Origin of the sequence: Streptomyces ureilyticus (assembly GCF_011045025.1) — a bacterium.
GTDB classification, from domain to species: Bacteria; Actinomycetota; Actinomycetes; order Streptomycetales; family Streptomycetaceae; genus Streptomyces; species Streptomyces ureilyticus.
Window position 1 is genome coordinate 1 of record NZ_JAAKZX010000079.1, and the last position, 21,581, is coordinate 21,581.

Annotated in this window: 12 protein-coding genes; 3 read left to right on the plus strand and 9 right to left on the minus strand. The window is 71.1% G+C overall.

What is annotated here, in order from left to right; translation table 11 throughout:
• The 3 genes from G6048_RS23710 to G6048_RS23720 form a co-directional block, all read right to left on the minus strand.
• Positions 1-2,822 (minus strand): ATP-dependent helicase (locus tag G6048_RS23710; RefSeq protein WP_328826788.1); only part of this gene is annotated, 2,822 nt, incomplete at its 3' end.
• 136 nt (positions 2,823-2,958) lie between these two features.
• The gene (locus tag G6048_RS23715) at positions 2,959-6,528 is read right to left on the minus strand and encodes an ATP-dependent helicase (protein WP_165341607.1); all 3,570 of its coding nucleotides are present in this window, start codon (positions 6,526-6,528) and stop codon (positions 2,959-2,961) included.
• Between the two features lie 257 nt (positions 6,529-6,785).
• Complete coding sequence (locus tag G6048_RS23720; protein WP_328826790.1) at positions 6,786-7,151, minus strand: MGMT family protein; 366 nt, start codon at positions 7,149-7,151, stop codon at positions 6,786-6,788.
• 185 nt (positions 7,152-7,336) lie between these two features.
• On the opposite strand from G6048_RS23720, the gene G6048_RS23725 reads away from it, so the two are divergent.
• The 3 genes from G6048_RS23725 to G6048_RS23735 all read left to right on the plus strand — a co-directional run bounded on the left by G6048_RS23725 (position 7,337) and on the right by G6048_RS23735 (position 13,507).
• A complete protein-coding gene (locus G6048_RS23725; RefSeq protein ID WP_206342044.1) occupies positions 7,337-10,138 on the plus strand; it encodes a lysylphosphatidylglycerol synthase transmembrane domain-containing protein in 2,802 nt (933 codons plus the stop codon).
• Positions 10,139-10,286: 148 nt separating this feature from the next.
• On the plus strand, positions 10,287-11,834 hold the full coding sequence (locus tag G6048_RS23730; protein ID WP_165341609.1) for an alpha/beta hydrolase: 1,548 nt from the start codon (positions 10,287-10,289) through the stop codon (positions 11,832-11,834).
• Positions 11,835-11,950: 116 nt separating this feature from the next.
• The gene (locus tag G6048_RS23735) at positions 11,951-13,507 is read left to right on the plus strand and encodes an alpha/beta hydrolase (RefSeq protein WP_165341610.1); all 1,557 of its coding nucleotides are present in this window, start codon (positions 11,951-11,953) and stop codon (positions 13,505-13,507) included.
• Between the two features lie 86 nt (positions 13,508-13,593).
• Here the strand turns inward: G6048_RS23735 and moeZ are convergent, their stop codons facing one another.
• From moeZ to G6048_RS23765, 6 genes are all read right to left on the minus strand, one after another.
• The gene (gene moeZ, locus G6048_RS23740; RefSeq protein ID WP_165341611.1) at positions 13,594-14,772 is read right to left on the minus strand and encodes an adenylyltransferase/sulfurtransferase MoeZ; all 1,179 of its coding nucleotides are present in this window, start codon (positions 14,770-14,772) and stop codon (positions 13,594-13,596) included.
• A gap of 63 nt (positions 14,773-14,835) precedes the next feature.
• On the minus strand, positions 14,836-15,585 hold the full coding sequence (locus G6048_RS23745; RefSeq protein ID WP_165341612.1) for a spherulation-specific family 4 protein: 750 nt from the start codon (positions 15,583-15,585) through the stop codon (positions 14,836-14,838).
• Positions 15,573-16,532: an NAD-dependent epimerase/dehydratase family protein gene (locus G6048_RS23750; RefSeq protein ID WP_165341613.1), complete on the minus strand. Its 960-nt coding sequence runs from the start codon at positions 16,530-16,532 to the stop codon at positions 15,573-15,575. The genes G6048_RS23745 and G6048_RS23750 overlap by 13 nt, the downstream gene beginning before the upstream one ends.
• A gap of 156 nt (positions 16,533-16,688) precedes the next feature.
• On the minus strand, positions 16,689-17,990 hold the full coding sequence (locus G6048_RS23755) for a hypothetical protein (protein ID WP_235990227.1): 1,302 nt from the start codon (positions 17,988-17,990) through the stop codon (positions 16,689-16,691).
• Positions 17,987-19,798 carry a DUF3492 domain-containing protein gene (locus G6048_RS23760; RefSeq protein WP_165341614.1) on the minus strand — a complete coding sequence of 604 codons (1,812 nt, stop codon included), beginning with the start codon at positions 19,796-19,798 and terminating at the stop codon, positions 17,987-17,989. The genes G6048_RS23755 and G6048_RS23760 overlap by 4 nt, the downstream gene beginning before the upstream one ends.
• A 197-nt stretch (positions 19,799-19,995) precedes the next feature.
• Entirely contained in the window at positions 19,996-21,579 is a 1,584-nt protein-coding gene (locus G6048_RS23765) for a DUF3152 domain-containing protein (protein WP_165341615.1), read from the minus strand.
• Positions 21,580-21,581: the final 2 nt, after the last annotated feature.

Sequence of the window (21,581 nt, forward strand, 5' to 3'; positions counted from 1 at the left end):
GGCGTGGGGCGCGGGATCCTGGGCCGGTTCCGCGGCCATGACTCCGGGAGCCCCGGGGGCTCGTCCGCGAATTCGGCTTCTCCGTAGAGCCCGTCCGCTTCTCCGTAGAGCGCGTCCGTGAATTCGGCCTCTTCAGGGAGGGCATCCTCGTCGTACGGAGCGTCGTCCGGGTACAGACCATTGTCCGCATACGGGGTCTCGTCGGTGAAGTCACCCTCCCCGTAAGGGGGTTCGTCCTCCTCGGGCGGAGGTGGCCAGTCCGGATCCTCGTACGGGGCTGGGGCGTCGTGAGCCGACGGGTGGGCCGCCTCGTGGGGGTGCTCGGACTCCAGGTACGTCAGCACCGTTGCCGCGGCTGCTCGTCGTCGGGCCAGTGCCGCGTCGTCCAGCGGGAGGGGCCAGGCGTGATCGCCGGTGGCCTCGTGAAGCGCCGGGTTCTCCTCGCCCTCTTCGGGTTCGTCCGCCCAGGCCTCGATGTCGCCGTGTCCGGCCGCGCAGTGCTCGTACAGGGCCCGCAGGAAGTCGGACGGTCCGCGTGGCTTCTTCTGCGAGGGGCCCCACCAGTGGCCGGAGCCGAGGAGCAGGGAGCGGGGGCGGGTGAACGTGACGTAGCCGAGGCGGAGTTCCTCGGTGTGCTGATGGTCCTTCATGGCCTCGTGGAAGGCCTTCATGCTTCTGGAGTCCCAGGCGTTGATGTCGGGCAGCGTGTCGGCGTCACCGCGCAGTTCGTGGGGCAGGACCTTGCCCTGGGCGGTCCATTTCTCGCGTCCCTGGGTGCTGGGGAACGTGCCGGTGACCAGTCCGGGGACCGCGACGACGTCCCACTCCAGGCCCTTGGACTTGTGGGCGGTGAGCACCTTGACGGTGTTCTCGCCGCCCGGCAGGGCATTGTCGAGGCCCTTCTCGTACTGGGCGGCCGTGCGTAGGAAGCCCAGGAAGGCGAGGAGGGTGGCCTCGCCGTCGTTGGCGGCGAAGGACGCGGCGATGTCGAGGAAGTTGGACAGGGTCTCTCGGCGGCGGGCGGCCAGGGCGTGCGGGGACGCGGAGAGTTCCACCTCCAGGCCGGTGGTGGCGAGGACTCGGTGCAGGACGTCCATCAGCGGGTCGGCCAGCGAGCGGCGAAGGTCACGCAGTTCGGTGGCGAGCCGGGCGAAGCGCACACGCGCGTCCGGTGAGAAGGGCAGCCCGTCGTCGTCCCCGTCGCCTCCCAACGGTGTCTCCAGGAAGGTGTCGAGGGCGTCCGCGAGCGAGATCACCTCGGCCGGGTCGACTCCCTCGACGGCGGCGGCGAGCCGGCGGTCCGGGTCGTCGTCGGCGCCCACGCGCGCGTGGGACACGAGAAGCCGGGCGCGGCGTCCGAGGAGGGCGAGGTCGCGGGCGCCGATGCGCCAGCGCGGGCCGGTGAGCAGGCGGACCAGGGAGGCGTTGGCACCCGGGTCCTGGAGGACCTCGCAGACGGCGACGAGGTCGGCGACTTCCGGGAGGTGCAGCAGCCCTGAGAGACCGACGACTTCGACGGGGACGTCGCGGGCGACGAGTGCGGCCTGGATCTCGGCGAAGTCGGTCGCGGTGCGGCACAGGACGGCGATCTCGCCGGGTGCCTTCCCGGTGCGTACGAGGTGGGCGATGGAGTCGGCGAGCCAGTCCAGTTCCTCGGCGTGGGTGCGCAGCAGCGCGCAGCACACCATGCCGTCGCGTTCGGCACCGGGGGCGGGACGAAGGGCCTCCACGCCCGCGTGCCGGGCGCGCAGGGGCTCCGCGAGGCCGTTGGCGAGGTCGAGGAGGCGGCCGCCGCTGCGGCGGTTCTCGCTGAGCGCCTGGCGGGTCGCGGGGCGGGCGTCGGCGTGCGCGAAGTGCTCGGGGAAGTCGTCGAGGTTGGCGACGGAGGCGCCGCGCCAGCCGTAGATCGCCTGGCAGGGGTCGCCGACGGCGGTCACGGGATGGCCGGTGCCGCCGCCGAACAGGCCCGCCAGGAGGATGCGTTGGGCGACCGACGTGTCCTGGTACTCGTCGAGCAGGACCACCCGGAACTCGTCGCGCAGGATGTCGCCGACCTCGGGCCGGGTGCGGGCGAGCGTCGCGGAAAGGGCGATCTGATCTCCGAAGTCGAGGAGGTCGCGTTCACGCTTCGCCGCCCTGTAGTGGCCCACCAGTTCGGCCAGTTCACGGCGTGCGGCGGCCGTCTCCGGGACCTTGCGCAGGTCGGCATTGGTGAGTTTGGCGCTCTCCAGATCGCGCAGCAACGCGGCGTCGTACGCGCGCAGCTGCTCGGGCCGTACGAGGTGTTCGGCGAGTTCGGAGTCGAGTGCGAGGAGGTCGCTGACCAGGTCGGGGAAGGAGCGGGTGAGCGCCGGGTAGGGCCCCGGGGCCTCGCGCAGGACGCGGGCGGCGAGCTGGTAGCGGGTGGCGTCGGCGAGGAGGCGGGCGGTGGGTTCGAGCCCGATGCGCAGGCCGTGGTCGGTCAAGAGGCGGCCCGCGAAGGCGTGGTACGTGGAGATGACGGGCTCGCCCGGCGGATTGTCCGGGTCGATCACATCGGGGTCGGTGACGCCTGCCTTGATGAGGGCTTTCCGTACGCGCTCGGCGAGTTCGCCGGCCGCCTTGTTGGTGAACGTCAGGCCGAGGACCTGTTCGGGGGCTACTTGCCCGGTGCCGACCAGCCACACCACGCGCGCGGCCATCACCGTGGTCTTGCCGGAGCCGGCTCCGGCCACGATCACCTGCGGGGCGGGCGGTGCCGTGATGCAGGCCGTCTGCTCCGGGGTGAACGGGATGCCGAGGAGCTCCTTGAGCTGCTCGGGATCGGTGATACGGGCGGACACCTCAGAGAGGCTAGCCGCGGCCACTGACAGCGGGGGACGCATCGGCCGCCGGGCCGGAGGATGCGCTGGTCAGCACACGTGGTGCGCTTTGTCACTCCCGGTCTCGCTTGACGGCTTGGCGCCTGAAGGTGCGGGCTTACTCGACCACGTGGCGGCCCTCGGGCCGTGCGCTGCACGATGCCCGGAATGCGCAGTGCGTGCAGTGCTGTCCTGTGGTCGGTGTGAACCGCTCGTCGAGGACCTTGCCCGCGGCGGTGGCGAGGAGGTCGCCGATCCACTCCCCGGAGAGGGGCTCTTGGGCCTGCACCTTCGGCAGGGTCTCGCCGCCGTCCTTCCTGGGGGCGCCCTGGCGGAGCTGGACGAGTTCGGCGCCGCCCGGGTCGGGGCGCTCGCCTTCGAAGGCCTCGTCGACGGCGCCCTCGCGTACGGCGAGCTGGTAGACGGCGAGTTGGGGGTGCTGGGCCACGTCGGCGGCGGTCGGTGCCTGTTTGCCGGTCTTGAAGTCCACTACGTAGGCGCGGCCTTCGGTGTCCCGCTCGACGCGGTCCATGGAGCCGCGGATGCGTACTTCGTAGGAGCCCGCTTCGAGGGTGACGTCGAAGTCGTGCTCGCTGGCCACCGGCGTACGGCCCGCACGGTCCAGCACATGCCACTTCAGGAAGCGTTCGAGCGCCACGCGCGCGTGCTCCTTCTCCTGTGCCGATTTCCAGGGCGCGTCAAAGGCGAGCGCGTTCCACACGGAGTCGAGGCGCTCCATGAGGACGGCCAGATCGGCGGGGGTACGTCCGGAGGCGACCTCGTCGGCCAGGACGTGCACCACATTGCCGAAGCCCTGGGCGGCCGTCGCGGGGGCGTCGGCCTTCACCTCGCGGCCGAGGAACCACTGGAGGGCACAGGTGTTGGCGAGTTGGTCGAGGGCGCTCCCGGAGAGCACGACGGGCTGGTCGCGGTCGCGCAGCGGGACCTTGCTCTCGGTCGGCTCGTACATGCCCCACCAGCGGTAGGGGTGCGCGGACGGCACGAGAGGGCGGCCGTCCTCGTCGCCGAGCGCTGCGAGCCGGGCCAGTCGGCGGGCGGCTGCCTCCCTGAGGGTGTCCGAGACGCGAGGGTCGACGATCGTGGCGCGCAACTCGGCGACGAGGGCGGCGACGGCCAGGGGGCGGCGGGGGCGGCCGGTGACGTCCTTGGGTTCGACGCCGAGTTCGGTGAGGAGACGGGACGGCTGGTCGCCGTCGTCGGCGGGGGCCTTCACGGCGGTGACGACGAGACGTTCACGCGCGCGCGTGGCGGCCACGTAAAACAAACGGCGTTCTTCGGAGAGCAGCGCTCCCGGGGTGAGCGGTTCGGCGAGGCCGTCGCGTCCGATGCGGTCGGCCTCCAGGAGTGAGCCTCGGCGGCGCAGATCCGGCCACAGTCCCTCCTGCACGCCCGCGACGACGACGAGACGCCACTCAAGGCCCTTGGAGCGGTGTGCCGTCATCAGGCGTACGGCCTCGGGGCGTACGGCCCTGCGGGTCAGTGTGTCGGCGGCGATGTCCTCGGACTCGATCTCCTCCAGGAAGTTGAGGGCGCCGCGGCCACCCGTGCGTTCCTCGGCACGGGCCGCCGTCGCGAACAGCGCGCACACGGCGTCGAGGTCGCGGTCCGCGTTGCGCCCGGCCGCGCCGCCGCGCCGGGCGGCCCGCTCCAGCCGCTGAGGCCACGGTGTGCCGTCCCACAGCTCCCAGAGCGCCTCCTCGGCCGTACCGCCGCCGGCGAGGCGCTCACGGGCCTTGCGCAGCAGCGCACCCAGACGCTGGGCCCCGCGCGCGTACGAGGGGTCGTGTGCGACCAGCCGCTCCGGCTCGGCCAGTGCCCGTGCCAGCAAGGCGTCCGAGGGCGGCGGGACGAGGTTGCCCCCGGCGCGCTCCTCCTCGCGCAGCGCACGGCCCAGGCGGCGCAGATCGGCGGCGTCCATGCCGGCCAGTGGAGAGGCGAGGAGTGTGAGCGCGGTCTCGGTGTCGAGCCAGGGCGCTTCCAGAGCGACCGCGGCCCCAGCCCCGGACTCCGGCTCCGGCTCCGGCTCCGGCTCCGGCTCCGGCTCCGGCTCCGGCTCCGGCTCCGGCTCCGAGGCATCGTCGGTGGGGGCAGCGGTGACGGTGTCCGCGCACGCGGGGGTGTCATTTCGCTCCGCCGCCCCCTCTCCGTCGGCGCCCCCCTCGGCTGTGACTCCGGCCGGCCCGGCTTCCCCCGCTCCGTCCCGAAGTGCCGCCTCGGCCACCGCCTTGAGAGCCGTCAACAGGGGCGCCACCGCTGGTTCGTGGCGCAGGGGGAGGTCGTCGCCGTCTATGTCGAGGGGGACGCCGGCCGCGGTGAGGGTGCGGCGGACGGTCGGGATGGTGCGGTGTCCGGCGCGTACCAGGACGGCCATCTCGCCCCAGGGCACGCCGTCCTCCAGGTGGGCGCGGCGGAGGATGTCCGCGATGTTGTCCAGCTCTGTGCCGGGGGTCGGGTACGTGTAGACCTCGACGCGGCCACCGTCCCCTACGGGAGTCAGCTCCCTGTGGGCGCGGACCTTCTCCGCCGGGAGGCGGGTCAGGGGCATGCGCCGGGTCAGGAGGCGGGTGGCGGCCAGCAGCCCTGCGCCCGACCGGCGTGCGGTCCTCAGGACCTCTACCGGCGCCGGAGTGCCGTCCGCGCGCGGGAAAGCCTCCGGGAACTCCAGGATGCCGTTCACGTCGGCGCCTCGGAACGCGTAGATCGACTGGTCGGGGTCACCGAAGGCGACAAGGGTGCGTCCCGCCCGCCACCCGCCACCGCCCTTGCGCGGAAGCCCTTCGGGCTGCACCCCTTGATCGCCCGCGAGTTGATTGCCCACGAGCCCGTGCAGGAGCCGTACCTGCGCCGTATCGGTGTCCTGGTACTCGTCGACGAAGACCGCGTCGTACTGCGCGGCGAGCCGTGCGGCGACCTCGGGACGGCGTGTGAGCAGCACGGCGCGGTGCACCAGTTCCGCGTAATCGAGCACTCCTTGCATATCGAGAACGTCGAGATACTCGGCAAGGAAGGCGGCCGCGGCGCGCCAGTCCGGGCGGCCGATGCGGGAGGCGAACGAGTCCAGCGCATCCGGGCCGAGCCCCAGTTCGCGGCTGCGGGCGAGCACCGCGCGGACCTCGTCGGCGAAGCCGCGCGTCGTCAGGCAGGCGCGCAGCTCGTCCGGCCAGCGCACATGGGCGAGGCCGAGCCGCTCCAGGTCGGGCTGGCCCGCGAGGAGTTCCCGCACGGTCACGTCCTGTTCGGGGCCGGAGAGCAGCCGCAGCGGCTCCACGAACAGGTTGCTGTCCTGGTGGGCGCGGACCAGGGCGTAGCAGAAGGAGTGGAAGGTCGTCGCCTGAGGCGCGCGGGCCGCCCCTATGCGCAGCGCCATACGGTCGCGCAGCTCGACGGCGGCTTTGCGGCTGAACGTCAGCACCAGGACCCGCTCGGGGTCCGTGCCGCGCCCGATCCGGGCGGCCACGGACTCCACGAGTGTTGTCGTCTTGCCGGTTCCCGGACCTGCGAGAACGAGCAGCGGGCCCCCCTTGTGGTCAACCACCGCCCGCTGGGCTGCGTCCAGGAGAGGGGGATCCACCCGGACCGGTGGGGTACGCACCAGTCGGTAAGCGCCACGGTTCCCCTGCCGCCCCTGGTGGTGCGACAGGCGCCTGGTGGAGGAAGAGGAGCTCACGTGGTTCGCCGGTCCTGGTGGGTGTGCTGGTTGGCTTACTGCCGCGGGTGGACGGCGGTGGCCGCGTGGTGAGGGGGATGCGCGCCGTTGACGCTACGCCCGCGAGGACAGCGGAAGGAGGGCTTCCGCTTCTTCCCTCCCATCCCTCAGGGCGCTTGTGTCCCCCACATCACGAACGTACGCCATGCCACAGACGTGCCCAGTTTCCCCCGTACGGGCCGCTGATCCCCCGTTCGGGCGTCCGATGGCGGAAGCTGTCAAGTGTGACGTTCCGCGCGATGCTCGCCGTCCCACCGCGCCCGCTTCATGTCGACGCGCGGCAGGTGGCCCTCGGCGGCCCTGCTCGCCTCCTTCAGAGGCGTGCCCTCCGACCGGTAGTGGCCAAGGGCTTCCAGTTCGTGCCCCGGGAGCAGTACGCCGTCCGCACGTATGACCCGCCACCACGGGACGGCTCCTCCGTAGAGGGCCATCACACGGCCGACCTGACGTGGCCCCGCTTCCCCGAGCCACTCGGCGACGTCTCCGTACGTCATGACGCGGCCGGGCGGGATCAGCTCGGCGACCTCAAGGACTCGCTCCGCGTAGTCCGGCAGGGCGTCCGCCGGAAGGCTCTCCTCGCTCATCCGCCCCATCCTGCCGCACCCCACCGACAACGTGACGGGGCGGTGACCAGGCGTATACCTCGCCCGGGAGCGGCACTTCGGGCAGACTGTGCGCCCCCGCACTGCCCCCTGATGCCCCTCCGTGTCGGTGGGGCATGCCACCATCATGCGGGCGGTGACTGGTGATACGAGATCAAGAAGAGACGATGAAACAGAAGGGTGTGCACCCCGAAGAGGGAGAGGGCACCTCTGAGGTCTCGTCGCGCCCGGACACCGGGGACGACCCGGACAAGCACACCTCGGACGTGCACAAGAAGGGCGAACACACCTCGGACGCGGACCACGCGAACAAGAAGAAGGGCGTCCCGGCCGCCGACGCCCTGGACTCCGAAGCCGACGACGCCCACTCCGAAGCGGTCGAGGGCGACGAACCGCTGCTCCCCGCGCGCGTGCACCGTCCCTCCGATCTGATGCGCCTCCTGGTGGGCATCCTCGCGGTCGCGGTGCTGCTGGGGATCGCCGCGTTCGCGCACGGCACGACGTCGGGACTCGCCCAGGACATCAACAAGGGCACCGACGAGGCGCCCGACCTGCTGAGCGAGGTCGCGGGGCTCGCGTCGAGCATCGCGATCCTGCTGGTGCCGGTCGCCTTCGCCATCGAGCGGCTGATCAAGCGGGACGGACTGCGTATCGCCGACGGCGTCCTGGCCGCCGTCCTCGCACACGGTGTGACGCTCGCCACCGATCTGTGGGTCGCCGAGGCCGCCCCGGACTCGATCCGGAAAGCGCTCACGCAGCCCTTGCCGCAAGACATCCACGCCCTGACCGACCCAGTGCACGGCTATCTCGCACCGGTCATCGCATACATGACAGCGGTTGGCATGGCACGGCGACCACGCTGGCGTGCGGTGCTGTGGGTGGTGCTGCTGCTCGACGCCTTCTCCATGCTGGTCACCGGCTACACGACACCCTTCTCGATCATCCTGACGGTACTGATCGGCTGGAGCGTGGCGTACGGGACGCTGTACGCGGTCGGCTCACCGAACGTGCGGCCCACGGGGCGGACGCTGATGGCGGGCCTGCGGCATGTCGGCTTCCATCCGGTGAGCGCCTCCCGCGAGGAGACACCGGAGTCCACCGAGGGCGGCGACCGCGGGCGGCGGTACTTCGTGACGCTGGAGGACGGCCGGCCGCTGGACGTCACGGTGGTCGACCGTGAGCAGCAGGCGCAGGGCTTCTTCTACCGCGTGTGGCGGCGTCTGACGCTGCGGGGCATCACCACGCGCCGCAGCCTCCAGTCGCTGCGCCAGGCGCTGGAGCAGGAGGCGCTTCTCGCGTACGCGGCCATCGCGGCCGGAGCCAACGCGCCCAAGCTGATCGCCACCTCCGAACTGGGCCCGGACGCCGTGATGCTCGTCTACGAGCACACCGGCGGGCGCACCCTGGACTCGCTGCCCGACGAGGAGATCACCGACGAGCTGCTGCGCGACACATGGCATCAGGTGCAGGCGTTGCAGTCGCGGCGCATCGCGCACCGCAGGCTGGCCGGCGACGCGATTCTGGTGGATCGTTCCGGCACGGTGATCCTCACCGATCTGCGCGGCGGCGAGATCGCGGCCGGTGAGCTGCTGCTGCGCATGGACATCGCCCAGCTGGTGACCACGCTGGCCCTGCGGATCGGCGCGGAGCGTGCGGTGGCCTCGGCGGTCGAGGTGCTCGGCCCCGACACTGTGGCCGACTGCCTGCCGATGCTGCAGCCCATCGCGCTGACGCGCGCCACGCGCGCGACGCTGCGAAAACTGGCCCGGGAGCGGGCACAGAGGGAGCGTGAGGCCGTGCTGGAGGCCTCTCGGCATGCCAGGCCGGGGCGCGCCGACGAGGAGGCCGAGGCAGCCACCGGGCCCGTCGTACTCGAAAAGCCCGACAAGAAGGCCGTACGGGCCGAGAAGCGCTCTGAGAAGCGGGCGATCGACGAGGCCCTGGATGAGGCACGCGAGGAGGACCTGCTCACCCAGATCCGCCACCAGGTGCTTCTGATCAGGCCGCAAGCGCCGGTCGAGCCGGCCCGGCTTGAGCGCATCCGGCCGCGCACGCTGATCAGCTTCATCGCCGGCGCCATCGGCGCGTACTTCCTTCTGTCGCAGCTCACGCACATCGAGTTCGGCACGCTCTTCGGCAACGCCCAGTGGGGCTGGGTAGCCGCGGCCGTGCTCTTCTCGGCGCTCAGCTACTTCGCGGCAGCCATGAGCCTGCTGGGCTTCGTGCCCGAGCGGGTGCCCTTCCTGCGGGCCGTCGCGGCGCAGGTCGCCGGGTCCTTCGTGAAGATCGTGGCGCCCGCGGCAGTGGGCGGTGTCGCCCTCAACACGCGCTTCCTGCAGCGCGCGGGAGTACGGCCGGGCCTGGCGGTTGCGAGCGTCGGTGCCTCGCAACTGTTCGGTCTGGGCAGCCACATCCTGCTGCTCCTCGCCTTCGGTTATCTGACGGGCACGGAAAAGACGCCATCGCTGTCACCGTCGCGCACGGTCATCGCGGGTCTGCTGACGGTCGCGGTACTGGTGCTGGTGATGACCTCGATTCCGTTCCTGCGGAAATTCGTCGTCACGCGCGTGCGGTCGCTTTTCGCGGGTGTCGTGCCCCGCATGCTCGACGTGCTCCAGAGACCGCAGAAGCTCATCACCGGTATCGGCGGCATGGTGCTGCTGACGGCCTGCTTCGTGATGTGCCTGGACGCGTCGATCCGGGCGTTCGGCGGCGAGAACACGCCCACGCTCAGCCTCGCCAGCGTCGCCGTCGTCTTCCTCGCCGGCAACGCGCTGGGCTCAGCCGCCCCGACGCCCGGTGGCGTGGGAGCGGTCGAGGCGACCCTCACGGTCGGCCTGATCGCCGTCGGCCTGCCCAAGGAGGTCGCGGCGCCCGCGGTGCTGCTCTACCGACTGCTCACGCTGTGGCTGCCGGTGCTGCCCGGGTGGCTGTTCTTCAACCATCTGACACGTAAGGGCGCGCTATAGGGTCTGTCCGGCGGACCCGCCCTAGGCATGTCGCGGACCGGCCCTAGGCATGTCGCCCGTCACCGACGGCCCGGACAGCACATCCCTCCCCTCACCCGCACAGCCCGCGCCCCGAGCGTCCCGTCCCCCGCGACCTCAGGATGGGAGCATGCCGAATCCTTCCCGGCTGCGCGCCGCTGCCCTGGCCGCCATCCTTGTGCTGTCCGTGACAGTCGCCGGGTGCGACAGTGACGCCGGCGACAAGGACGCGGACCTGGCGGCGCAGGAGCTGAGCTGGAAGGACTGCCCGCCACCCTCCAAGGCCCAGGGAGGCGGAGAGGCCCCGTCCGCTCTGCCGAACGGCGACAAGTGGCAGTGCGCGACGCTGAAGGTGCCCCTCGACTGGGACGAGCCCGAAGGAGACACGATCGGGCTCGCGCTGATCCGGGCGAAGACGAGCGGCGCCGAGGAGAGGCGGATCGGCTCACTGATCTTCAACTTCGGCGGACCCGGGTCCTCGGGAGTGGCCACCCTGCCCGCGTTCTCCAAGGAGTTCGCGCACCTGCGCACCCGCTACGACCTGGTCAGCTTCGACCCGCGCGGGGTCGGCCGCAGCGCGGGCGTGGAGTGTTGGAGTGACGAACAACTCGACGAGTACTTCCAGCAGGACGCCACCCCCGACAACGCCGCCGAGCGGAGAACGCTCCTGGACGACACGAAAGCGTTTAACTCGGCCTGCGAGAAGAACTCCGGGAAGTTCCTCCCGCACGTGCGCACCTCCGACGCCGCCCGCGATCTGGACCTGATGCGGCAGGTCCTCGACGATGACAGGCTGCACTACTTCGGCATCTCGTACGGCACCGAACTGGGCGGTGTCTACGCCCATTTGTTCCCCAAGAAGGTGGGGAGGGCCGTCTTCGACGCCGTTGTGGACCCGACGCGGAATCCGGAGGAGGGTGCGTTCGGGCAGGCCAAGGGCTTTCAGCTCGCGCTCGACAACTTCGCCGAGGACTGCACCTCGAAGCAGGACCCGTGCCCGATCGGCGACACCGCGCAGAACGTCAAGGACCGGATCGCCCGACTGCTCAAGGACCTCGACAGCCGGCCGGTCCCGGGCGTCTTCCCGCGCGAGCTGACCCAGGCCATTGCCGCCGGCGGCATCCTGCAAGCGCTCTACTCACAGGATTACTGGCAGTACCTCACTGATGGGCTCCAGCAGGCCTACGCCGGTGACGGCACGGTTCTGATGCTGCTGTCCGACGCGCTGAACGGACGGAACGAGAACGGCGAATACAGCAACAGCGTCGCCGCCAACGTCTCCATCAACTGCGCGGACAACAAAGCGCGTTACTCGACCGCCGATGTGGAGAAGAAGCTTCCGCAGTTCCGCACGGCATCTCCCCTGTTCGGCGACTATGTGGCGTGGAGCCTGCTCGGCTGCACGGACTGGCCCGTGCCGGGAGCCGCCGACGACCCGGACGTGAGTGCCCCTGGAGCGGCGCCGATCCTGGTGATCGGCAACACCGGCGACCCCGCCACCCCATACGAGGGCGCACGCAAGATGGCGGACGAGCTGGGCAAGGGCGTCGGCGTGGAGTTGACGTACCGGGGCCAGGGGCATGGTGCGTACGGCAGCGGGAACAAGTGCGTGCGTAACGCTGTGAACAGCTATCTGCTGGACGGCAGAGTCCCGTCAACTGGGCTGGTTTGCTCATAAAAGCGCAGGTCACAGGGTTATCCACAGGCTTACACGGCTTGAATCGCCGTCTGCCTACTATGACCTGACCGTCATTCGCGGTTCGTGCGGATGACTTGCGAGGGGGTAAGGGGCATATGGCGCGTTTCGTACGATCCACGGCACTGGCTGCTGCCGCGGTGCTGGTCACCGGGCTTGCGGCGGGTTGCGGTGGCGGCTCGTCCGACGAGGGCAACGACGACGGAAAGGCCAGCACCCCACCGACCACGGCGCCGTCCGGTCCGACGGCGAAGCTTCCGGCCTCGCTCACCTCACAGAAGCTCGGCTGGGGACGCTGCGGGGCCACTTCGGACGGCCCCGCGCCGGGCGACGACTGGCAGTGCGCGACGCTCAAAGTCCCGCTGGACTGGGAGAAGCCGAAGGGCGAGACGATCGGCATAGCTCTGATCCGCGGCAAGGCGACCGACGAGGACTCACGCATCGGCTCGCTGCTGTTCAACTTCGGCGGCCCGGGCGGCTCGGGCGTCTCCATGATGCCTTCGTACGCGGCGCTGACATCCCAACTGCAGGAGCGGTACGACCTGGTGAGCTTCGACCCGCGCGGAGTCGCGGCCAGCGAGGGCGTGCGCTGTCGCAGCGACAAGGAGATTCAGGCCGCCGAGTCGGTCGACTCCACGCCGGACACCGCGGCCGAGGAGACCTCCTATCTCAAGGACTCCGCCGACTTCGGCAAGGGCTGCGAGGAGTCGGCGGGCCCGCTCATGGCACATGTCTCGACGACCGACACGGCCCGCGACATGGACCTGATGCGCCATGTGCTCGGTGACCAGAAGCTGCACTACTTCGGCATCTCGTACGGCACCGAACTGGGCGGTGTCTACGCCCACTTGTTCCCCAAGAACGTGGGCCGCCTGGTGCTGGACGCGGTCGTCGACCCGAGCGCGGGCACGGTCGGCCACGCCAAGAACCAGACGCGCGGCTTCCAGCGCGCCCTGGACAACTACCTCAAGTCCACCGGACAGGACCCCGAAGAGGGCTCCCAGAAGATCGCGGACCTGCTGAAGAGGATCGACGCCGAGCCGCTGCCGGCATCGAGCGGCCGCAAGCTCACACAGACGCTGGCGCTCACCGGCATCGTCCTGCCGCTCTACAGCGAGCAGACCTGGGCCGGCCTGACCAGCGCGCTGGATGCGGCGGAGCAGGGCGACGGTTCGGAGCTGCTGGCCCTCGCCGACAATTACAACGAGCGTGACACAGCGGGTCGTTACGGCACGACGACGCATTCACAACGGGTCATATCGTGCTTGGACGACAAGGAGCGGCCGACGATCGAGGAGACGAAGAAGCTGCTCCCGCAGTTCCGGAAGATCTCGCCCGTCTTCGGCGAGTTCATGGGCTGGGACACGGCCGGCTGGTGCCACAACTGGCCGGTGGCCGGTCAGCACGAGACCCCGGAGGTCAGCGCGCCCGGAGCGGATCCCGTCCTGGTCGTGGGCAACACCGGCGACCCGGCGACACCGTACGAGGGGGCCCGCAAGATGGCGGACGAACTGGGCAAGGACGTTGGTATCGAGCTCACCTGGAAGGGCGAGGGGCATGGGGCCTACGGGAGCAGCTCCTGCGTGGACGACACGGTGAACGCGTACCTGCTGGACGGGAAGGTGCCGGAGGACGGGAAGGTCTGCGAGTCGTAGCCCACCGGGCGACAGGAGCTCGCACACCAGGAAGGGGTCCGGCACACCCGGTGCCGGACCCCTCTCCACACAGCCTGAGCCTGCGTCTAGTACACCGGCTTCTCGGGCTCGATCTGGTTGACCCAGCCGATCACGCCACCACCGACGTGCACCGCGTCCGCGAAACCGGCGGACTTGAGCACGGCGAGTACTTCCGCACTGCGGACACCCGTCTTGCAATGCAGGACGATCTTCTTGTCCTGCGGCAGGGTCTCCAGGGCGGTGCCCATGAGGAACTCGTTCTTCGGGATCAGCTTGGCGCCGGGGATCGAGACGATCTCGTACTCGTTGATCTCGCGGACGTCGATGATCTCGATCTTCTCGTCATTGTCGATCCACTCCTTGAGCTGCTTGGGAGTGATCGTCGAGCCGGCGGCCGCCTCCTGGGCCTCCTCGGAGACGACGCCACAGAAGGCCTCGTAGTCGATGAGCTCGGTGACGGTGGGGTTCTCGCCGCAGACCGCGCAGTTCGGGTCCTTGCGGACCTTGACCTGGCGGTACTGCATCTCCAGGGCGTCGTAGATCATCAGTCGGCCGACGAGCGGCTCACCGATGCCCGCGAGGAGCTTGATCGCCTCGTTGACCTGAATGGAGCCGATGGACGCGCACAGCACACCGAGGACGCCGCCCTCGGCGCAGGAGGGGACCATGCCCGGCGGCGGGGGCTCCGGGTAGAGGCAGCGGTAGCAGGGGCCGTGCTCGGACCAGAAGACGGAGGCCTGGCCGTCGAAGCGGTAGATCGAGCCCCAGACGTACGGCTTGTTGAGGAGCACGCACGCGTCGTTGACCAGGTAGCGGGTCGCGAAGTTGTCGGTGCCGTCGACGATCAGGTCGTACTGGCTGAAGATGTCCATCACGTTCTCGGCCTCGAGCCGCTCTTCGTGAAGGACCACGTTCACGTACGGGTTGATGCCGAGCACGCTGTCGCGGGCCGACTCGGCCTTGGAGCGGCCGATGTCCGCCTGGCTGTGGATGATCTGGCGCTGCAGGTTCGACTCGTCGACCTCGTCGAACTCCACGATGCCGAGCGTGCCGACGCCCGCCGCGGCCAGGTACATGAGGGCCGGCGAGCCCAGGCCGCCGGCGCCTACGGCGAGCACCTTGGCGTTCTTCAGCCGCTTCTGCCCGTCCATCCCCACGTCGGGGATGATCAGGTGGCGGGAGTACCTGCGGACCTCGTCTACGGTGAGCTCAGAAGCCGGCTCGACCAGGGGTGGCAGCGACACGGGGACTCCGTTGGTCGGTCAATCACTACGGTTGTTCTTCGCGTAACACTGCCACGCCCCTCTTCATTCCGAGACACCCGTTCCGACCCGCGAGACGATTTCGTCCCAGTAGCCGGGCATGGTCGCCCAGGGGTCGATGCGGCCGCCGCGGTCCGTGCGGTCGGTGAAGTAGATCGTCGAGGCGCCCTGCCAGCGGGCTATGCGCAGCGCCTCGTCGAGATGCCCGCGGGGCACGCTGTGCACGAAATGGCAGAAGCGCTCGGGCGAGTGGTCGGCAGTCCACTCCGCCACCTGCGACCAGCGGTATTCGCTCCAAGGGCCGCAGAAGGTCACCAACTGGTCGGCGAATTCGGCATATCCGGGGTGCGGGTGGGAGCCGTGTCCGAGGACGATACGGCCCTCGCCGAGGAACGCGCGCAGGGTCGTGGCCGTGCGGCTCATCTCGGGGAGCGTTGTCCGATCCGTGGGACAGCGGTCCAGATAGAAGCCGTCGACCCGGTACCAGTCGAGATACCGGTGCGCGTCCGAGACGAGCTCACCGAAGGTGCGTGCGCCGTATCTCACATCCAGGTGTCCCAGGACCCGGACGTCCGCGTTGTGCAGCCGCCCCGCCGCGGCGAGGCAGTGCGGGTCGGGCCGGATGCCGGGACCGTCGGCGACGTTGAGGACGACCCAGTGCAAGGGGGTGCCGGGGCGGGTGAGTTGGCCCCATTCGAGAGGGGCGACGAGGGGGTGTGCGTAGCCGGGGACGCCGAAGCCGAAACGTATGTCGGTGCTCGCGGTGCCCACCGCGGTACGGGTCAGATGCGGCATGCCGCCTCCATCCAGATATCGGCGAGGGACTCTTCGAGGTGAATGCGGGGCCGCCAGCCGAGCCGGTCGCGTGCGGTGCGCACATCGGCCTGCTGCCAGCTGCCGCAGCCGTCGGGATAGGGGTGTACGGCCGGGGCCGTGTGCTCGGCTTCGGAGCGGGGGTGACCGATGGATGGCCTGACGATTCCGGGCGGGGTGTCGAGTTCGTGCAGCGCGCCGCCGTAGCCGGCCACGCGGGCGAGGACGGCGGCGGCGTCCCGGAGGCGTACGGCACGTCCGGAGCCGATGTTGATGACGCCCTGTGCGGCGGAGAGGGAGGCGGCGTGGACGGCGCGGGCGACATCGCGTACGTCGATGAAGTCGCGCTGGATGCCGAGTCCGCCCACCTTCAGTTCGCCGTCACCGGACTGCATGGCGCGACGCATGGCCTCGGCGAGGCGGCCGAGGGGCGTGCCGGCGGGGGTGCCGGGTCCGGCGGGCGAGAAGACCCGCAGGACGACGGCGTCCAGGCCGGAGCCCAGGACGAGTTCTGTGCCGGCGAGCTTGCTGACGCCGTACGGGCCGCCGGGGCGCGGCGTCGCGTCCTCGGCCGTGCAGGAGCCGGGCTGGCTGGGGCCGTACTCCGCGCCGCAGCCGATCTGCACGAGGCGCGCGCCGCAGCCGCTGCGGCGCAGGGCCTCGCAGACGGTGGCGACGGCGACGGTGTTGTGCCGGGTCAGTTCGCGGGCGCCGCCTCGGGTGGCGCCCGCGCAGTTGATGACGACGCCCGGGTGCACCGCGTCCAGGAAGCGCGTCAGTGCGCCCGGGCTGCCGCTGGAGAGGTCGAACCGTACATCCGCGTCGTCGCCCCGGCCGAGCGCGGTGAGTTGCACGGCCGGGTCGGCGAGGAGGCGGTCGGCGACGTACCGGCCCAGAAATCCGTTGGCTCCGATCAGCAGCACCCTCATAGGGCGGCTCCCGGGGTGGATTCTCCGATACGGAGGGTGATCATCTCGTGTCTCCTTCGAGGGTGTTGCGCTGGTTCGTCAGGGAGGCCCGCGGTGTCGGCCCCGCGGGAGGGCCGGGCTCGGCACGGGGGCCGGGTGGCGGGCTCGGGATGCGGTTCACGGCGTCCCACCGTGGTGCGCGTGGGCCGAGGCCCGGGTGAGGGTCCTGGTCGCGTGGACCAGGAGTACGAGCGCCGCGGTCCCGCATACGAGGGCCGGCACGACACCGGGCCCCCATGCGGCGGCCACGGTCTCGACGGGAACGGCGAGGAACGAACAGCCGGGCAGGCGGCCCGCGAAGACGCTCGCCACAGCCGTCGCCTCGGCCGCACCGGCGGCGGCCAGTACGACGGCCGGGGCGTGCGGGAAACCGTGCACGGTGAGCAGCCGGGCCAGCAGCAGGAGCGCGCCGAGAGCGCCGATTCCGGCGTACGCGGCGGGATCGGCGGGCTCGCCCAGCAGCGTCCCGCACAGCGCGAGCAGTCCGCCCAGGGCGCAGAGGAACAGCCCGAACACGCCCAGGAGCAGGGGCCGTACGGAGGCGGCGAACTCCTTGAGAGTTCGGCCGACGGCCAGCTTGCGCCGGGCGCGTACGGCGAAGAGGTGGGCGCACCAGGCCGCCGGGGCGCAGGCCAGGGAGAGGGCCGTCACCGACGCGAGGGGCAGGGGCCAGGGGCTGTCGGCGTCACCGTTCGGCCAGTTGTGCGGGCCACCCGCGAGGGCGGCGCCGAGCAGGCCGTCGCCGAGGAGGGCGTATGCGAGGAGCCAGCACGTCCACGCGCGCGTGCCCTTTGTCGAGCGCCGCGCGCGCGGGGGTCGCAGGGGGCCGCGGCCAAGGGCCAGGCGCAGGCACAGGGCGAGGGCGAGTACGCCCAGGACGGCGACCGTGACGGCGAGGACCGGCCGGGCCTCGGTGAGGCGCAGCCCGGTCACCGCCGCCGCGCATGCGGCGCCCGGCAGCAGGGCGAACACGGCCCAACCGGCTTGCGCCTTGGGGAGTTTGACGGCGGCAGACGCCCCTGGACTGGCTTCGCCGTCAGGACTCGTCTCGCCGTCTGGGCTGGACTCGCCGTCGCGGGGCACGCGCGCGTAGATCTCCTCGGCCAACGAGAAGACGTCACGGTGCCGGAAGCGGGCCACGGTCCGGTCGGTCACCCCGTGCGCCTCCAAACCGGCCGCGATCTCCAGCGGATCCACGGCCCGTTCGCACAGCTCGCGGTGACGGTGCATCAGCGCTTTCACAGGGTCCACGGCGACCCGGCTGCCGGACTCGTCCGACGAACCCCGCGCCCCCGGAACATCCAGGGCACCCGGCGCTCCAGCCGTCACCAGCCACTCCTCGTCGGAGGCGACCGCATCCCGCACCGCGGCGCCGCCCGGGGCCCCCGGCACGTCCACGTCGCGCTGCCGCCCGCTCATCGCGTCCCCTTCCCGGCGGGCACCGGCTCCTGCGCCGCGCCGGAACCGGCGCCCGCCGCCCCGGATTCCGACCGAACGCCCGCCACCCCGGACCTCGCCGCAGCCCCCGCAGCTTCCGTGGCCCACCGCGGACCGCTCGCCGACGTAGGCCGGGTTCCGGACTCGGTCCAGCGAGCCCCTACATGGGCCTCGGCCGGTACGGCGAAGGGTTGCGGTTCGCCGGTGGCACCGGTGGCGGCTCGGCGGACCGGGCAGTGCGAAACGATCTCCAGGTAAATGCCGTGAAATGCCGCGACGTTCTGCTCGACGGTGAACAGTTCGAGGGCACGCGCGCGTGCCGCCGCGCCGAGGAGTGCACGGCGTTCGGGGTCGCGCAGCAGGGCGACGCACGCCTCGGCGAGCGCCCGCGGGTTGCGCGGCGGCGCCACCAGCCCCGTACCGCCGATGACTTCCACGACCGCGCCGACGTCCGTGGACACCGTGGCGCGCCCGCAGAACATCGCCTCGACAAGGCTGTTCGGGAAGCCCTCGACGACGCTCGACAGCACGACCACGGCTCCGGCCGCGTACACCTCCGCGAGGCTCGGCGCGTCCGGCCCGCCGATCTCCTCGAACGACACCGGCGGCACCGGCGGCACCGGACGGCCACCGATCCCGCGTACGTCTCCCACCTCATCGGGGAAGAGCCGCGCGGCCAGCGCCTTGCAGTCCGCCCGATACGCAGCCGCAGCCGGCCTCTCGGCAGGCGCGCCGATGATCCGCAACCGCGCCTTCGGCCGCGCCTTGCGGACCGCCGCGAAAGCGTGCAGCAGCGAGACGAGGTCCTTGTCGGGCTCGATCCGCCCGACCCAGACCAGCGTGTCCGGATCGGCGCAGTCCCCTCGCTCGCCCACCTCCCAGAAGCGGGACGCCTCCATGCCGGGATAGACCGTACGGAGCTTGGCGCGGTCGGCGCCGCAGCGCTCCTGCCAGCGGCGGGCGTGCGTATTGCCGGGCGTGATGAGGGCGGCCTGCCGGTACATCTCGGCCGCGAGCCGGCCATGGAACGCCGCGAGCAGCGCCCGCACCGGTCCGGACTCCTCGCACGCGTCCAAGTAGTGCGCCCGCAACCGCACGCCGTACTCCGTGACCAGCAGCGGCACGCCCCAGAAGTGCCGTGCCAGCAGCCCGGGCAGGGCCGCGGCGCCCCCGGACGTGGCGTGGCACAGGTCGACGGAGCCGAGTCCGTTCTGCTCGTCGTACCAGTCGAGCGACAGGGGCCGCAGGGTGCGCTCGATCCGGTCGGCGACGGTGAGCAGATCCGGGACGCGCGCCCCGCGCACGGCACGCAGTGCGCCGGGCGCGCGGCAGGCGCTCTCGAGGGCGCGCACGGCCGTTTCGGAACGCAGGGCTCCGGTCAGACCGCCACCCTCCTCCCGGACGAGTTCGGCAAGCCCGTACAACGCACTGCCGAAACGGTCCGCCACATCCAATGAGCCATCCCCGGAGGCCGCCCCGGCAGCGTCCCCCACGGCATCCCCCGCACAGACAGCCGCCGCCAACTCCCCGTAGCACTCGGCGAACCGCCGCCGCGCCCGGCGGCCATACGCCATGCCGTCATCGCCCGCGGTCCACAACGGCGCCGTGCGTACGCGGCCGACCTGGGTCGGCAGCTCGACGAAGCCCTCGCCCTGCTGTCGCTCGCTCCTGCTGAGCGCGTAGACGTCGAAGCCGTGCTGCCCGAGCCCGCGTACGAGCCGGTCACACCAGAGCCTGGCGTCACCGCTCACATATGGATAGCCACCCTCCGTAAGCAGTCCGATGCGCACGAGTGCACCCCTGATCTTCCGTATGGGGAGCCGCCGTTGGCCGGCGACTCACAGCGGGACGAACGTACGCGGACATGACCGTGGCGCGATGGACGGTTGTCCATCGCGCCATCAAAAGGGGTGAACGGTCGTAACTTTCCCGCGCGGATCGCGTTCCGTCGCGCTAAGAGATCAATCGTGTACGTATTGCAAGCGCCTCAAGCTCCGGGAAACGGCCAGGGGTTGGCCCGGCACCGGATTCCGTCGTGTTCGAGGAACTTGCTCTGCTGTTGCATGACGGGCGCGAGTTCGCCGTCCTTGTCGCAGGTCACATGGCCGTATCCGAGCCGGTGGCCGATCTCGTGGTTGATCAGCATCTGCCGGTACGCAGTCATCTTGTCGCCGTACGTCTGGGCGCCCTGAGCCCAGCGGTACGCGTTGATCATCACGCGGTCGGTGGCCGCGGAGTCGCAGGAGACGTTGTCCACGGTGGTGTCCAGGCCCGACTTGGCGCACCAGAACGCGGTGGTGCCGGGGCTGGCCAGCGTGATGACGAAGTCGGGCTGCCCGGTGGAGACCCGCTCGAAGGTACGGGCCCCGTCGTGGGCCCAACTCCGTTCGTCGTTCAGGGTCTTGTGCACGGCCTGCGCGAAGAGGGTGCCGTCGAGGCCGAGGCCCTTCTCGACGTCGACGCGGTAGGTGATTTTCTGTCCCGTGCCGGGCGCCTGGTCGATACCGCGGATCGCCTCGAATTCCCCGCCGCCCTCGAGTTTCGCGTCCAGCGGGAACTTCTTCGTCATCAATTGCGCGTACGTCGGCGGAGTCGCGCCCTCCACCTCGGACGGAGGTGTCGGCCTGGTGTCGCCGCGCGCCGCGGAGTCCTTGGCTTCCCGGTCCGCGCCGCCCGAGGCCGGCGGGCGCGCGGAGGTGTCCTCGCGCCCGTCGGTGACCACCTGCCCGGCCACGACGACGGCGAGCACGGTGGTGACCGCGGCGGCCGCGACCCCGGTGAAGGTCCAGCCCTTGCCGCCCTTGGCCTTCTCCGGCTGGTCGAGCCCTGGGGGCGCCTTGTGCTCGGTTTCCGCGGGGTCCAGGTACCGGTCGGTGGCGTCGACGGCGGAGTTGTACGGGTCCGAGCGGAGCGCCTGGTCGCCGGTACGCGACGCGAAGACGTCGTCGCCCTGCTCGAAGGCGTCGACGTAGTCCTGGCGCGGACTCTGCGCAGGATGCCGTGCCTGCCGCTGCTGCGGTATCGCGGGCCCGGGACCGGCAGCCTGCGATACGCCCGGCCTTCCCGGGTACGCCCCCTGAGGCGCGCCGTACCCGGGCGCCCCACTGAACACCCCCCAGCCACCGCCGGATTCCCGCTGCTCGGGATGCGCACCACGGACCTGGGGGACACCGTGAGCAGGCGTGCCGTCAGGAAGCCGAGGCACGCCATGAGCCAGCGTACCGTCATCAAATCGCGGAACCCCACGCGCGGGCGTGCCGTCCGGCAGCCGCGGAACTCCATGTGCCGGAGTGCCGTCCGCGTACCGCGGAACTCCGCCCGCAGGCGTCCCGTCAGGGAACCGCGGAACCCCCTGCGCGTCCGGGCGCGGCGCCCACCCCTCGGGCAGCCGCGGTACCCCGCCCGCCGGAGTGCCGGGGCCGCCGCCCATCGGCGGCGGCTGCGGCTGGGGTTGCGGCCCGGAGGGAGCCCGGCGTCGTCCGGTGTTCGGCTCCGGGCGGCCTCCCGCGACCACGGGGATGTCGGCGGTGTCGCCCTTGCGGGCCGACCCACGTCGGCTGTGACGTCCCACGC

Coding starts and splice junctions, on each gene's coding strand:
- G6048_RS23720 (WP_328826790.1), bottom strand. CDS start 7,151: ATGAGCGAGGAGAGCCTTCCGGCGGACGCCCTGCCGGACTACGCGGAG.
- G6048_RS23725 (WP_206342044.1), top strand. CDS start 7,337: ATGAAACAGAAGGGTGTGCACCCCGAAGAGGGAGAGGGCACCTCTGAG.
- G6048_RS23730 (WP_165341609.1), top strand. CDS start 10,287: ATGCCGAATCCTTCCCGGCTGCGCGCCGCTGCCCTGGCCGCCATCCTT.
- G6048_RS23735 (WP_165341610.1), top strand. CDS start 11,951: ATGGCGCGTTTCGTACGATCCACGGCACTGGCTGCTGCCGCGGTGCTG.
- G6048_RS23745 (WP_165341612.1), bottom strand. CDS start 15,585: ATGCCGCATCTGACCCGTACCGCGGTGGGCACCGCGAGCACCGACATA.
- G6048_RS23750 (WP_165341613.1), bottom strand. CDS start 16,532: ATGAGGGTGCTGCTGATCGGAGCCAACGGATTTCTGGGCCGGTACGTC.
- G6048_RS23755 (WP_235990227.1), bottom strand. CDS start 17,990: ATGAGCGGGCGGCAGCGCGACGTGGACGTGCCGGGGGCCCCGGGCGGC.